This is a genomic window from Streptomyces sp. NBC_01320 (assembly GCF_035974375.1).
Classification (GTDB): domain Bacteria; phylum Actinomycetota; class Actinomycetes; order Streptomycetales; family Streptomycetaceae; genus Streptomyces; species Streptomyces yanii.
The window spans coordinates 9317375-9330405 of the sequence record NZ_CP108390.1 but is presented as its reverse complement, the minus strand read 5'-3'; the positions used below and the strand labels follow the sequence as shown (position 1 = coordinate 9330405).

Below are 13031 nucleotides of genomic sequence, written 5' to 3'. Positions count from 1 at the left end.
GTGGGCCGTGCGGCGAGGTGCTCGCCCGGGGCAAGTCCTTTTCCGCACGGCCTCCCGCCGAACCGGACATGACGGTTTCCCTGTCATCCGGCTCTCCAGTGACTACTGCGTGAGTGATTTGGCAGGACGTTCTGAATGGATTCGGTCATGGCAAGCGTCGCAAGCCACAACCGTTTTGCGACGCCGATGAAGCATGACGCGCGCCCAGTCAGAGGGCTGCCATCCGGCATGTGCCAGGTCGGCGAGCGCACGGACATGGTGCACTTGCACGTTGCCCTTGCTTCCGCAGATCTCGCACGTATCCGCCAAGAGCCTCGCGATGAGCTCCTTCTGCGGATAGTCCACTCGGACCGGCGCACGGTCGGCTAATTCTGCCGTCCGCTGCCGTTGGAGTGGAATTCCACCGAACCGCGCTACCAGTGGTTTCCTGTTCTTCCGTTCGATACGGGCCTCAAAAGCGATACGTGGCCCGTTGGGTGTTTCGAAGGTGGTCTTGTATTTCGCTGCCATCTTCGACACCGTAGAACGGTGCTTGCCAGCAAGAGTCTTGAGCATTGATGTCTCCATGACCCATTGCAGGCGGTGCAACCGGTAGACGTCACCGGCAAGCAGGTAGTACTGGACGATTCCCCGATAGACGGTCCCGAAGGTGGCGACGATCGCGTGGTCGTCGCTATTCATCAGGGCCGGTTGCTTCGCAGGTTTTCCGCGAGCAAGGTAGGGGGAACATTTGGCCTTGATCACATCCAGTGGGACACGCAGCGCGATCTGCCCGTTGACCACGCGACGGCCGCGGGTGATTTTGCTGCTGTTCTGCTGAGTTGTGATCTCGTAGCCGAGGAACCGTGCCGCCTGGGTTCGGGCATGGGTGATCAGCGTCTTTTCCTCCGAGAGTTCCAGCTTGAGTTCGTCACGCAGGAATTCCGCCATACGCTGTTTAATTTCCTCGGCTTCTGCCTTCGGTCCGGTGAACCCGAGTAGGTGGTCATCTGCATAGCGGACGTAGCGCAGCCGCCTGAACCCCGGATCATCAGGATCGGCGCTTGGCAGGCTGTGCATCTGCTGGCGCAGTCTGCGAGCTTCAGCCCGATCACCGCGCCGGCGTGCCCTTGCCAGCGCATTGGCCACCGCAAGGTATTCCGGGTTACGAGCCCGGCGTTCCCCTCGGGTGTATTCCGGAATCAGAACCTTCTCGACGAACTCATCCAACTTGTGCAGGTAGATGTTGGACAGGACAGGGGAAGCAACTCCGCCTTGCGGTGCTCCGGAGAGCGTGGCTCCCCACCTCCAGTCCTCCACGTATCCGGCCGTCAGCATGTTGCGCACCAACCTGAGGAACCGGTTGTCGCGGATCTTCTCGCCAAGAATCGAGAGCAGGATCTGGTGATCCAGGCTCCCGAAACAGTCGGCGATATCCCCCTCAACAAACCAAGAGGTTCCGGTCCAAGTGTGAGCCACCTCGCGCAGAGCGGTGTGGCAGCCCTTCCGGGGCCGGAAGCCGTGGGAATGGTCGGAGAATGACGGCTCGTAATATGCTTCCAGTAGAAGGCGTACGACTTCACCGACAAGCTTGTCCGACCATGTTGGCAATCCCAATGGCCGCGTTGTCCCGTTCTTCTTGGGAATATTCACGCGTCGCACTGGACGGAATCGGTAACGCTCGTGGCGCATCGCATCAGTGATGCGTCCGATCTTCCGCTGGGACATGCCGTCCACTGTTTCCCTCGTGACTCCGGGTGTTATCGCGCCATGGTTGGCATAGATGCGCCCGTAAGCCAGCAGATACAACTGCGGGTTGAACATTTGTCGATACAGTTCATCACACAGCAGACCACGCCTGCCGCGCTCACGCAGGACACCCAGCACCGTTTCGGCGCTCTGCATTTCGCATACCTCCCGAGTCTCGGTGTCCGAATCACCTGGCCCCCTTCGCCCGATTGTGTACGGCTTTCCCGTCCTCCTTGGCCGGTCGTTACTCCGGCGACTACTACGGGGCCTCCGTCGCCATAGGACTCGCGTCCCGTAGGCGATCCCACGTTCATCTCTGTTTGTACGTACTAGCGCGACTTAGGCGTCCCACTCATCTCCTTGAATGCCCTCGTTGGGCATCGCTCCGCGTTCCGGAGGTGCACCGGACAAGTCTCGAATCCAGTGCAGAACGTGGCGCCGGTTTCAGTAGTCTTTCCGGCGGATGGGAACTTGCATCTTCTGGAGATTGGGCTTCAAACAATCCAGTCTTCGCCATATCGCGCGGGCCACCCAGCACACCGTCTCTGACAACTGAGCCCGGTCGCTGGTTTTCTGGCATGCTGTTGTCCCCTTCACCTTTCGGATCCAGGTAAGCCATCTGGCCCAGGAACCTCCTTCCAAGTTCCTCCCGGCTGAACCGGGGATACAAACAGAGCGCCTCGTGGCGCACAAACTTCGCTCCACCACCCAGCGGCGGGGCAGGACCTTGAAGCCCTTGACGTCGTCGGTCCGCTTCACGATCTCCACAACGATGTTCAACGCGTCGCGGGCCCATGAAAGCAGCGTGGAATCAACGGAGTTGGCGTATCCGTCGTCGGCCCACACCAGACTGACCGTGCGGAATCCCTTCGCGAGACGGGCCAGGACGGTGCGGCCTCCGGCCCGGTCCTGCACGGACGCGGAGGTGACGGCAACGACCAGCAGCAGGCCCATCGTGTCCACGATCACGTGTCTCTTCCGCCCTGTCGTTCGCTTGCCCGCATCGAACCCACGCGCCTCGCCGCCCTCGCTGGTCTTGATCGACTGGGCGTCGATCACGGCGGCCGACGGCTCGGGATCGCGTCCGGCCCCGATCCGGACCTGGCGGCGGAGCTCGTCGTGGACGCGGTCCCAGGTGCCGTCCCGCCGCCACTTGGTGAACCAGCGGTGGGCCGCGTCCCAGGGCATCAGATCGCGTGGAAGCATCCGCCACTGGCAGCCCGACCGCAGCACGTAGAAGAGCGAGTCGAGCACCAACCGGTCCCCGTATTTGCGCACGCCGCCGCCTCTTCGCAGGTCACGCACGGGAAGAAGCAGCTGGATGATCTCCCACATCTCATCGGTCAGGCTGGACGGATAGCATGGGCCGCTGACGGCCTCGGAGTTTTCGCACTGGCACACACCACGTGATCATTCCGGGGCCGTCGCCATGCCCGGAGGGCAGATCGCGACCGTCACGCTTCACGCATGATCGGCCACCCGACAGGCTCTCAGGCCGCGGCCAACGGTCGGCCGCCCCAGCGGAGGCCCTTCTCGCTGCGGATGCGGGCTCGTTCGCGGCGTTGGGCGGCCAGGAGGTCGGGGTGGCGGGCGATGGCATTGCGCCAGCGCAGATGGCGGTGCAGCTCGCGGGTCTGAACGGTGTGGTTGGGTGGTTCGAGTTGGCCAGGGTGAACTGCCGCACCGGCCCGAAGTGTGCCTCGATCGGATTGGCCCAGGAGGCGTTCGTCGGGGTGAAGCACAGCTCGACTTTGTTCTTCCATGCCCACCGGCGGATCTTGGCGCCCTTGTGGGCGGAGAGGTTGTCCATGATCACGTAGATCGGGGCGCCGTCGGGGCGAGCGGCGCGGATGGACCTGAGCGCGGCCAGGCTGTTGGCCCGGGTCCGGCTAGCAGCGAGGAGAAGGTGTACGCGAGGAACCACTGTCCGAAGCCCTGTAACTGTCGCACTCGACTCAAACCTGACGGATACGGGTCGAGATGCAGCGCGTGGCCGTCCCGGGATGCCGGGTTGGTCAACTCCGAAGCCGGATCGGGGGTCCGGTGGGGAGGCCATGTTGAAAGCCTGCAGCGTAGGCATGGCGAGGCTGCCGGGGTATAGGTGGGCACCTCCCTCCTTGATCGATTTCGTGGTGAACGTGGGAACCATCCGCAGTCGCCCTCTCCACCGGACAACCAGTCCGGTGGCGGGCAGGTCCGTTGTCGACTGAGGGCTGTCGGATGGGGCGGAGGCCCCGTAGTAGTCGTGGGAGTAACGACCCATCAAGGAGACCGGGAAAGCCGGTCGCAGGGCCAAGTTGCGCCGTCTAACTCGGCGTTGGATCACTCTCGCAGAGAGTAGAGGTTCGGAAGGAGAAGCCTCTGGACTACCCGCCTTACCTGGACGCGAAAGCGCGAGGGGACAACAGCATGGCGGGAAAGCGCGGAGCGTTGTGAAGGCGTTTATGGCGCTGCCGCGCAAAGTCCGTGTGATATGGCGAAGACCAGACTGTTTGAAGCCTAGTTCCCAGGGATGGAAATGTGCATCCTCCGACATACAACGCCCGGAGCGGAGCCATCAGCATCAGGCGAATCCCCTTTGCTTCGCCCCAACCCTTCCGGCTGGTGGACGGTGGGCAACGAGCCCACTCAAGGGAACGGACAGGCCGCCTACGTCACGCTCGATACGTCCAATGCAAGAGGAATTCGGGATCACCTAAGGGGCGCGAGCCCTATGGTGACGGAGTGCCAGTAGTAGTCGTGGGAGTAACGCCCCACCAGGGAGAGCGGGAGAGCCGCTTACAGGGCCAAGTTGCGCCGTCTAACTCGGCGTTGGATCACTCTCGCAGAGAGTAGAGGTTCGGAAGGAGAAGCCTCTGGACTACCCGCCTTACCTGGACGCGAAAGCGCGAGGGGACAACAGCATGGCGGGAAAGCGCGGAGCGTTGTGAAGGCGTTTATGGCGCTGCCGCGCAAAGTCCGTGTGATATGGCGAAGACCAGACTGTTTGAAGCCTAGTTCCCAGGGATGGAAATGTGCATCCTCCGACATACAACGCCCGGAGCGGAGCCATCAGCATCAGGCGAATCCCCTTTGCTTCGCCCCAACCCTTCCGGCTGGTGGACGGTGGGCAACGAGCCCACTCAAGGGAACGGACAGGCCGCCTACGTCACGCTCGATACGTCCAATGCAAGAGGAATTCGGGATCACCTAAGGGGCGCGAGCCCTATGGTGACGGAGTGCCAGTAGTAGTCGTGGGAGTAACGCCCCACCAGGGAGAGCGGGAGAGCCGCTTACAGGGCCAAGTGGCACAGGTGTCCACGATATCCGGAGAGGCAAGGTACGCGTAATGCAGAGAGCCGAAGCCCTGATGGAGATCATCCATGAACGCGGCAAGAGAGGATTGCCACTGGAGAGGCTGTACCGGCACTTGTTCAACCCGGAGCTGTACTTGCGGGCCTACGGGAAGATCTACCGCAATGACGGCTCCATGACACCCGGCTCCACTCAGGAGACTGTGGATGGCATGAGTCTGAAGAAGATTCAGACAATCATCGATGCGCTGAGGTTTGAGCGCTATCGGTGGACCCCGGCGCGACGCGTATACATCGACAAGAAGGGATCGCCCGCGAAACGTCGGCCTCTAGGTCTGCCTTCGTGGTCGGACAAGCTGCTGCAAGAAGTTATCCGCTCCCTGCTGGAAGCGTATTACGAGCCGCAGTTCTCCGACCGCTCCCACGGCTTCAGGCCGGGAAAAGGGTGCCACACCGCGCTCACGGAAATTTCCGAGACGTGGCGCAGTGTCACCTGGTTCGTCGAGGGAGACATCTCCCAGTGTTTCGATCGGCTAGACCACGGAGTCTTGCACTCCATCCTGGCTGAGGACATTCACGACAGTCGCTTCCTACGGCTGATCGACGGGCTTCTTCAGGCTGGATACCTGGAGGAATGGCGCTATCACGAAACACTGAGTGGTGCGCCACAAGGGGGCGTTCTGAGCCCCTTGCTCTCCAATATCTACCTGAACCGGTTGGACAAGTACGTCGAGACAACACTCTTACCCCTCTTCAACCAGGGAACCCGCCGCAAGCCGTATCTGCCGTACATGCGGATACACAAGGCGGCTTGGAAACTGGAAAAGCGCGGACAGCGCGAGGAAACACGACAGTTGCGCCGTCAACTGCAACAGCTCCCCTCGCACGATCCAAACGATCCGGGCTTCCGACGGCTGCACTACGTCCGCTACGCGGACGATTGGCTACTGGGGTTCTCCGGGACACGACGGGAAGCCGAGTACATCAAGGAAATGATCGGGAAGTTCCTGCGGCATCGTTTGAAGCTGGAACTCTCCGAGCCGAAGACCTTGATCACCCACGGGCGGACACAGGCCGCTCGCTTCCTCGGCTACGAAATCGTGGTCCTGCACGACGATGCCAAGCGCGACCGGAACGGTCATCGCTCTATCAACGGGCAGATCGGTCTGAAAGTGCCAATGGACGTCGTGCGCGGTAAATGCAGGCCCTATATGCGCCGCGGCAAACCGGCTGCCCTGCTGGAACGCGTGCACGACTCGGATTTCCGGATCGTCACACGGTTTCAGTCAGAGTTCCGGGGCATCGCGGAGTATTACCAGTTGGCCTACAACCGGCACCGCCTCGGCCTGCTGAGGTGGGTCACGGAACGGTCCCTGACCAAGACGCTGGGGCATAAGAACAAAATCAGCGTCAACAAGGTCTGGAACCGCTACCGATCCACCTGGCAGACACCTGCTGGGCCCCGAAAGGGGCTTCAAATCAGGATCGAGCGCGGTCAAGGAAAGAAGCCTCTGGTTGCCCGCTGGGGCGGGGTCTCGTTGGCCCGAAGGACCACGAGGGTAACCCTCAAGGACGAGCTTCCAACGGTATGGAGGAAGCGTCCCGCAGAACTCATCGACCGGCTCATGTCCGGCCGTTGCGAACTCTGCAAGACGCAGACAGAAGTCGAAGTACACCATATTCGGCGTCTGAGTGACCTCCGCCCGCGAAGCACGGCTGAACAGCCTGACTGGGCAAAGCAGATGGCGTCACGTCGTCGCAAAACCCTGATCGTCTGCCGTGACTGTCACAACGGAATCCACAGCGGACTCTCCGTTCGGCAGAAATCAATGGAAGCGACACTGGAGAGCCGGGTGCGGTGATAAGTCGCATGCCCGGTTCGGTGGGGGGCCGTCGGAAAAGGGTCCGCATCTGCGGACACCTCGCCGGCGGCCTACCCTGCTGGCACAGGTGTCCACGATATCCGGAGAGGCAAGGTACGCGTAATGCAGAGAGCCGAAGCCCTGATGGAGATCATCCATGAACGCGGCAAGAGAGGATTGCCACTGGAGAGGCTGTACCGGCACTTGTTCAACCCGGAGCTGTACTTGCGGGCCTACGGGAAGATCTACCGCAATGACGGCTCCATGACACCCGGCTCCACTCAGGAGACTGTGGATGGCATGAGTCTGAAGAAGATTCAGACAATCATCGATGCGCTGAGGTTTGAGCGCTATCGGTGGACCCCGGCGCGACGCGTATACATCGACAAGAAGGGATCGCCCGCGAAACGTCGGCCTCTAGGTCTGCCTTCGTGGTCGGACAAGCTGCTGCAAGAAGTTATCCGCTCCCTGCTGGAAGCGTATTACGAGCCGCAGTTCTCCGACCGCTCCCACGGCTTCAGGCCGGGAAAAGGGTGCCACACCGCGCTCACGGAAATTTCCGAGACGTGGCGCAGTGTCACCTGGTTCGTCGAGGGAGACATCTCCCAGTGTTTCGATCGGCTAGACCACGGAGTCTTGCACTCCATCCTGGCTGAGGACATTCACGACAGTCGCTTCCTACGGCTGATCGACGGGCTTCTTCAGGCTGGATACCTGGAGGAATGGCGCTATCACGAAACACTGAGTGGTGCGCCACAAGGGGGCGTTCTGAGCCCCTTGCTCTCCAATATCTACCTGAACCGGTTGGACAAGTACGTCGAGACAACACTCTTACCCCTCTTCAACCAGGGAACCCGCCGCAAGCCGTATCTGCCGTACATGCGGATACACAAGGCGGCTTGGAAACTGGAAAAGCGCGGACAGCGCGAGGAAACACGACAGTTGCGCCGTCAACTGCAACAGCTCCCCTCGCACGATCCAAACGATCCGGGCTTCCGACGGCTGCACTACGTCCGCTACGCGGACGATTGGCTACTGGGGTTCTCCGGGACACGACGGGAAGCCGAGTACATCAAGGAAATGATCGGGAAGTTCCTGCGGCATCGTTTGAAGCTGGAACTCTCCGAGCCGAAGACCTTGATCACCCACGGGCGGACACAGGCCGCTCGCTTCCTCGGCTACGAAATCGTGGTCCTGCACGACGATGCCAAGCGCGACCGGAACGGTCATCGCTCTATCAACGGGCAGATCGGTCTGAAAGTGCCAATGGACGTCGTGCGCGGTAAATGCAGGCCCTATATGCGCCGCGGCAAACCGGCTGCCCTGCTGGAACGCGTGCACGACTCGGATTTCCGGATCGTCACACGGTTTCAGTCAGAGTTCCGGGGCATCGCGGAGTATTACCAGTTGGCCTACAACCGGCACCGCCTCGGCCTGCTGAGGTGGGTCACGGAACGGTCCCTGACCAAGACGCTGGGGCATAAGAACAAAATCAGCGTCAACAAGGTCTGGAACCGCTACCGATCCACCTGGCAGACACCTGCTGGGCCCCGAAAGGGGCTTCAAATCAGGATCGAGCGCGGTCAAGGAAAGAAGCCTCTGGTTGCCCGCTGGGGCGGGGTCTCGTTGGCCCGAAGGACCACGAGGGTAACCCTCAAGGACGAGCTTCCAACGGTATGGAGGAAGCGTCCCGCAGAACTCATCGACCGGCTCATGTCCGGCCGTTGCGAACTCTGCAAGACGCAGACAGAAGTCGAAGTACACCATATTCGGCGTCTGAGTGACCTCCGCCCGCGAAGCACGGCTGAACAGCCTGACTGGGCAAAGCAGATGGCGTCACGTCGTCGCAAAACCCTGATCGTCTGCCGTGACTGTCACAACGGAATCCACAGCGGACTCTCCGTTCGGCAGAAATCAATGGAAGCGACACTGGAGAGCCGGGTGCGGTGATAAGTCGCATGCCCGGTTCGGTGGGGGGCCGTCGGAAAAGGGTCCGCATCTGCGGACACCTCGCCGGCGGCCTACCCTGCGGGGCCAGCAAGCCAGCAGACGAAGTTACTGGAAGGTCAGGAGGTTGTCGCCGGTGAACACCGACGAACTTGAGCACGCCGTGTATCAGGCGGAGCGCAAGGTACTGAAGATCCAGACCAAGCTGCACTGTTGGGCCCGTGGTGATCCTCATCGCAGGTTCGGTGATCTATTCAATCTCGTCGCGGATCCCGCCTTCCTTCTGGTGGCGTGGGATCGGGTCCTCCCGGAGAAGCTCGACGAGTACCGCGAACTCCACCGCCGCGTGCCGGCACCGGTGCTGGACCGTCTGCGGGCCTGCCACGTCGCGAACTACTCGATCCATGAACTCGGCGACCGGCTCTTCGCCTATTTCGAGTACCACGGCGACGATCTGGCCGCCGATCTCGCGCTCATGGCCGCGGACGAGTCCACGCAGGCGTAGTGGCGGCTCACCGATCCGTGCCAGGAGCCGGTGGCGAAGCGGCGGCCGGGGAGCGATGGGCGTCTATGGAGCAGGTGTTCCTCATGGAGTGACCGGCCGGGCCCGCGCGCCGTCCCGGAATCGGGTGGCGGCCGGGGTACCCCGATCGGTCACCTCGGTCGGCCCCAGCCCAGGCGTGCTCGCGAGCGCCCCACCTCGGAGTTCACCACGGCGCCCGCTCCCGGCTGGCTAAACTACGACTGTCCCCAGAGGTCCCGAGCAACAGGAGAACGGATGCTCTGGCAGGACCGTTCTGCCGACGGGCTCAGGGAACCGGCCGGAAAGTCACCGGCTGCGCTGCCTGCCAGGCAGGTGCTCTCGGACAGCGTCTACGAGAGCATCAAGGCCACGGTCATGGACCACGAGATCGCGCCGGGTGCCCGCGTCGGCATCGATGCCCTCTCGCGGACCCTGGGGGTGTCGCCGACACCTGTGCGTGAGGCTGTGGCCCGCCTCGAGGCGGACGGACTGGTGGTGAAGCGGTCCCTGTCGAGCTACCACGCGACCGAGTTGCTGACGCGGCACGGGCTCGAGGAGCTCTTCGAGATGCGTCTGCTGCTGGAGCCCCGGGCCGCGGCCCTGGCCGCGACGCATGCCACCGAGGAGCAACTGGACGCGATCGAGCGGATCGTGGAGGAGATGCGGACGCTGCCTGGGCCGACGGGCCACTACGCGGACTACCGCGACTTCGCCGCCCTGGACCAGCGCTTCCACGACGCGATCGCGTCCGCGTCGCATCGGCCCCTGCTCGCCGATGCGGTCGAACGGCTCCACTCACACCTGCATGTCTTCCGGCTCAGCAACATGAAGGTCGCCGAGGACCCGACGCTGGCCGAGCACGAGCGGGTCGTACGGGCCGTGCTCCGCAGGAAGGCCGACCGCGCGGCCGAGGCCATGACGGAGCATCTGGCCCTCAGCCTCCGGCGCCAGCTCGCCCGTGAGACCGAAGGCTGAGCCACGTACCGAAACTCGACGACCGTGCCCGGACCGCGGGCCCGGGCGCCGCGGCTGCGGTGGCCGGCGGTCAGGCCAGGCGCAGCCGCACCCATGCCGACAGCCGGTCGACAGCGACGATCAGGACCAGCACCACCATGATGTGGGTCAGCATCTCGTCGAACTGGAACAGTTTGATCGACTGGTTGATCAAGAAGCCGATCCCACCCGCGCCGACGAGGCCGAGTACCAGGGACGCGCGCACATTGACGTCGAGCCGGTACAGCAGCAGTCCGATCAGCTGGGGTGTCACGGTCGGCAGCAGGGCGTGCGCCGCTACCTGGATGCGGCCCGCGCCCGCCGATTGCAGGGCCTGCACCGGACCGGGGTCGGCGTCCTCCAGCGCCTCCGCCCACAGCTTGCCCATCACACCGACGTTGTGGAGAAGCAACGCCAGTACGCCGGGGAAGGGCCCGAGTCCGACAGCGGTGACGAAGATCAGGGCGAAGACCACGTCGGGTACGGCACGCAGGAACGACAGCAGGGAGCGCGCCGCCTGGTAGACCGCCGTCGAGGGGGCGGTCCCGCGTGCCGCGAGCAGAGCCAGGAGAAGCGAGAACGGCATGGACAGGGTCGTGCCGAGGAGCCCGATCCACAGCGTGACCAAGGCGCCGTTCAGGCTGGGTTCCAGGACCTCCCAGCTCAGATCGGGCGGGATCGCGTCGCCCAGGAAGTCGACGATGCCGCCCCAGCCCTCGGCCAGTGCGCCGAAGGACATGTCGGTGGTGTTCCACGCGACGACATGAGCGGTGACCACCGCGGCGGTGATCACGGCTCCCACCGCTGTGGCCCGTGGCCGGGCGGGCTTCGCCGGGACGGGAAGCCTCCGTACCTCGTCGAGATCGATCATGACACGGCCTCCACGACCACGGTCTGGTACAGGGCGTCGACGTTCTGGCCGGGTGGCCCGTTCAGGATCACCCGGCCGTTTCGCAGGCCGACCACGCGGTCGGCGTGGCGGGCGGCGAGCGAGGGCTGGTGCAGGACGGCGAGGACGGCCAGGCCCTCGTCGTGGGCGAGCTCGGCCAGTAGCGCGAGCACCTGCTCGGACGCGGCCGGGTCCAGTGCGGACACCGGTTCGTCGGCCAGCAGGACGCGGGGGCGCTGGCACAGGGCACGGGCCACGGCGACGCGCTGCTGCTGGCCGCCGGAGAGGCTTCCCGCGCGGTCGTGCGCGCGGTCGGCGAGACCCACCCGGTCCAGGCAGGCCATCGCCTCCTCCCGCAGTGCGCGCGGGAACAGAGCGGGAACCAGCGAGTGCCGCAGCCGCAGCCGGCCGAGGGCGCCGGCGCACACGTTGTCCAGGACGCTGCGCCGGCGCACGAGGTGGATGTGCTGGAAGACCACGGCGATGTCCAGCGGTCCGCAGGCCTTGCCGTCGATGTGCACGCTGCCCGCCGCCATCGGCTCCAGCCCGGCGGCGGCCCGGAGCAGGGTCGACTTGCCGGAGCCGTTGGCCCCGAGCACGGCGAGCAGTTCTCCGCGGGCAACGTCCACGTCCACCCCGTGCAGCACCTGCCGGTCTCCGTACCGCACGGTGACCCCGGACAGTGCGAGCATCAGACGTCCTTCTCGGTCAGGTGCAGCGTCGCGGCCAGGTCGAACAGCGGCTGGTACGTGGACTTGTCCACGGCGACCAGGGGCGCCGGCGGGTCGACGTCGAGGAGGGCGCCGATCTTGCCGACCTTGTCCGGCGGCAGCTTCAGCAGAGCGTCGGTGACGGCCTTCTTGAACTCTGCGTCGAGGCCGCCACGGACGGTGATCGGGTCGTTCGGGATCGCTTCGGAGCCCCAGACCTTGCGGAACTCGGACGGGTCGAAGGTGCCGGAGGCGGTGGCGCTCGCCAGCTGCTGGGAGTTGATCTCGGCGGCGTCGACCGTGCCCTTGGCAAGGGCCAGCAGAGCCTCCGGGTGACCGCCCGCGTAATTGACCTTGACGTCGTCCTTCTTCAGGCCGGCGTCGAGCATCGCCTTGCGCGGAAGGGCGTCGCCGGACGTCGATCCGACGGACGCCAGCGCGAGGGAGTGCCCCTTGAGGTCCCCGACCGACGTGATGCCGGAGTCCTTCGGCACCCAGATGCCGGCGGTGTAGCTGGACACCTGGCCCTTGCCGTCACCGAACGAGGCGATGGCCTCGGCCTTGGCCCGCCCGCTGGCGAAGACGTAGCCGAGGGGGCCGAACATGGCGATGTCGAGCTTGCCGTTCTCCATGGCGAGGACCTCGGCGGAGTAGTCCTCGGTGACGGTCAGCTCTACCTCGCAGTCCAGGCTTTCACCGAGGGCGTCGGCGAGGACCTTGGCGGCCGGGGTGAGCTTGGCGGGGTCCTCGAAGGGCTCCACACCGAAGCGGATCTTGCCGCCGGGGCAGGTGGCGGACTCGGCCGCGTCCGAACTGCCGCCGCAGGCGGTCAGGGTCAGCGCGGCGACGACAGCGAGCGAGGTGGCAAGGGTGAAAGGGCGGACGGGCACGGTGAACTCCGGGTTCGAGGGCAGCACGGGGGAATGACGCGGTGTGTGTACGGGGTGGGGGGAGTCGCTCGCCGGGGCGGCTGTGGCCAACGTGTCAGGCACAGCCACCCCGGTCAACACTTGTATCGACAGGTTGCCAACTGTTCATCTGTGAGTCGGCAGGGGGTTGTCCGGCCTCCCGGCGGAGGGCCGGGAG

The 13031-nt window shown here is 64.1% G+C and carries 9 protein-coding genes and 1 pseudogene; 4 read left to right on the top strand and 6 right to left on the bottom strand.

All coding sequences use genetic code 11. The annotated features are described in order from the left end of the window. Positions 1-102: 102 nt before the first annotated feature. The 3 genes and pseudogenes from OG395_RS42480 to OG395_RS42470 all read right to left on the bottom strand — a co-directional run. Positions 103-1884 (bottom strand): reverse transcriptase/maturase family protein, encoded by a 1782-nt coding sequence (locus tag OG395_RS42480; RefSeq protein WP_327247671.1) that lies wholly within the window; start codon positions 1882-1884, stop codon positions 103-105. Between the two features lie 288 nt (positions 1885-2172). Then, entirely contained in the window at positions 2173-3129 is a 957-nt protein-coding gene (locus OG395_RS42475; RefSeq protein ID WP_442818652.1) for an IS5 family transposase, read from the bottom strand. A gap of 89 nt (positions 3130-3218) precedes the next feature. Beyond that, positions 3219-3604: pseudogene (locus tag OG395_RS42470) on the bottom strand (transposase); the annotation flags it as partial. A 1452-nt stretch (positions 3605-5056) separates the two neighbouring features. On the opposite strand from OG395_RS42470, the gene OG395_RS42465 reads away from it, so the two are divergent. From OG395_RS42465 to OG395_RS42450, 4 genes are all read left to right on the top strand, one after another. Then, complete coding sequence (locus tag OG395_RS42465) at positions 5057-6883, top strand: reverse transcriptase domain-containing protein (RefSeq protein ID WP_327247670.1); 1827 nt, start codon at positions 5057-5059, stop codon at positions 6881-6883. A 123-nt stretch (positions 6884-7006) separates the two neighbouring features. Further along, positions 7007-8833 carry a reverse transcriptase domain-containing protein gene (locus tag OG395_RS42460; protein WP_327247670.1) on the top strand — a complete coding sequence of 609 codons (1827 nt, stop codon included), beginning with the start codon at positions 7007-7009 and terminating at the stop codon, positions 8831-8833. Positions 8834-8966: 133 nt separating this feature from the next. Further along, complete coding sequence (locus OG395_RS58550) at positions 8967-9335, top strand: L-rhamnose mutarotase (RefSeq protein WP_442818651.1); 369 nt, start codon at positions 8967-8969, stop codon at positions 9333-9335. Positions 9336-9608: 273 nt separating this feature from the next. Then, positions 9609-10328: a GntR family transcriptional regulator gene (locus tag OG395_RS42450; RefSeq protein ID WP_327247669.1), complete on the top strand. Its 720-nt coding sequence runs from the start codon at positions 9609-9611 to the stop codon at positions 10326-10328. A 70-nt stretch (positions 10329-10398) separates the two neighbouring features. Here the strand turns inward: OG395_RS42450 and phnE are convergent, their stop codons facing one another. From phnE to OG395_RS42435, 3 genes are read right to left on the bottom strand one after another with little or no spacing between them, the layout of a single operon-like run. Next, positions 10399-11217: a phosphonate ABC transporter, permease protein PhnE gene (phnE, locus tag OG395_RS42445; protein ID WP_327247668.1), complete on the bottom strand. Its 819-nt coding sequence runs from the start codon at positions 11215-11217 to the stop codon at positions 10399-10401. Further along, positions 11214-11927 (bottom strand): phosphonate ABC transporter ATP-binding protein, encoded by a 714-nt coding sequence (locus OG395_RS42440; RefSeq protein ID WP_327247667.1) that lies wholly within the window; start codon positions 11925-11927, stop codon positions 11214-11216. The genes phnE and OG395_RS42440 overlap by 4 nt, the downstream gene beginning before the upstream one ends. Next, the gene (locus OG395_RS42435; RefSeq protein ID WP_327247666.1) at positions 11927-12862 is read right to left on the bottom strand and encodes a phosphate/phosphite/phosphonate ABC transporter substrate-binding protein; all 936 of its coding nucleotides are present in this window, start codon (positions 12860-12862) and stop codon (positions 11927-11929) included. Before OG395_RS42435 ends, OG395_RS42440 begins: the two co-directional genes overlap by 1 nt. Positions 12863-13031 lie beyond the last annotated feature (169 nt).

What these genes read in the sequence shown, in the direction of transcription:
- OG395_RS42460 (WP_327247670.1), top strand. Translation starts at nt 7,007, where the DNA reads ATGCAGAGAGCCGAAGCCCTGATGGAGATCATCCATGAACGCGGCAAG.
- OG395_RS42450 (WP_327247669.1), top strand. Translation starts at nt 9,609, where the DNA reads ATGCTCTGGCAGGACCGTTCTGCCGACGGGCTCAGGGAACCGGCCGGA.
- OG395_RS42440 (WP_327247667.1), bottom strand. Translation starts at nt 11,927, where the DNA reads ATGCTCGCACTGTCCGGGGTCACCGTGCGGTACGGAGACCGGCAGGTG.
- OG395_RS42480 (WP_327247671.1), bottom strand. Translation starts at nt 1,884, where the DNA reads ATGCAGAGCGCCGAAACGGTGCTGGGTGTCCTGCGTGAGCGCGGCAGG.
- OG395_RS42465 (WP_327247670.1), top strand. Translation starts at nt 5,057, where the DNA reads ATGCAGAGAGCCGAAGCCCTGATGGAGATCATCCATGAACGCGGCAAG.
- phnE (WP_327247668.1), bottom strand. Translation starts at nt 11,217, where the DNA reads ATGATCGATCTCGACGAGGTACGGAGGCTTCCCGTCCCGGCGAAGCCC.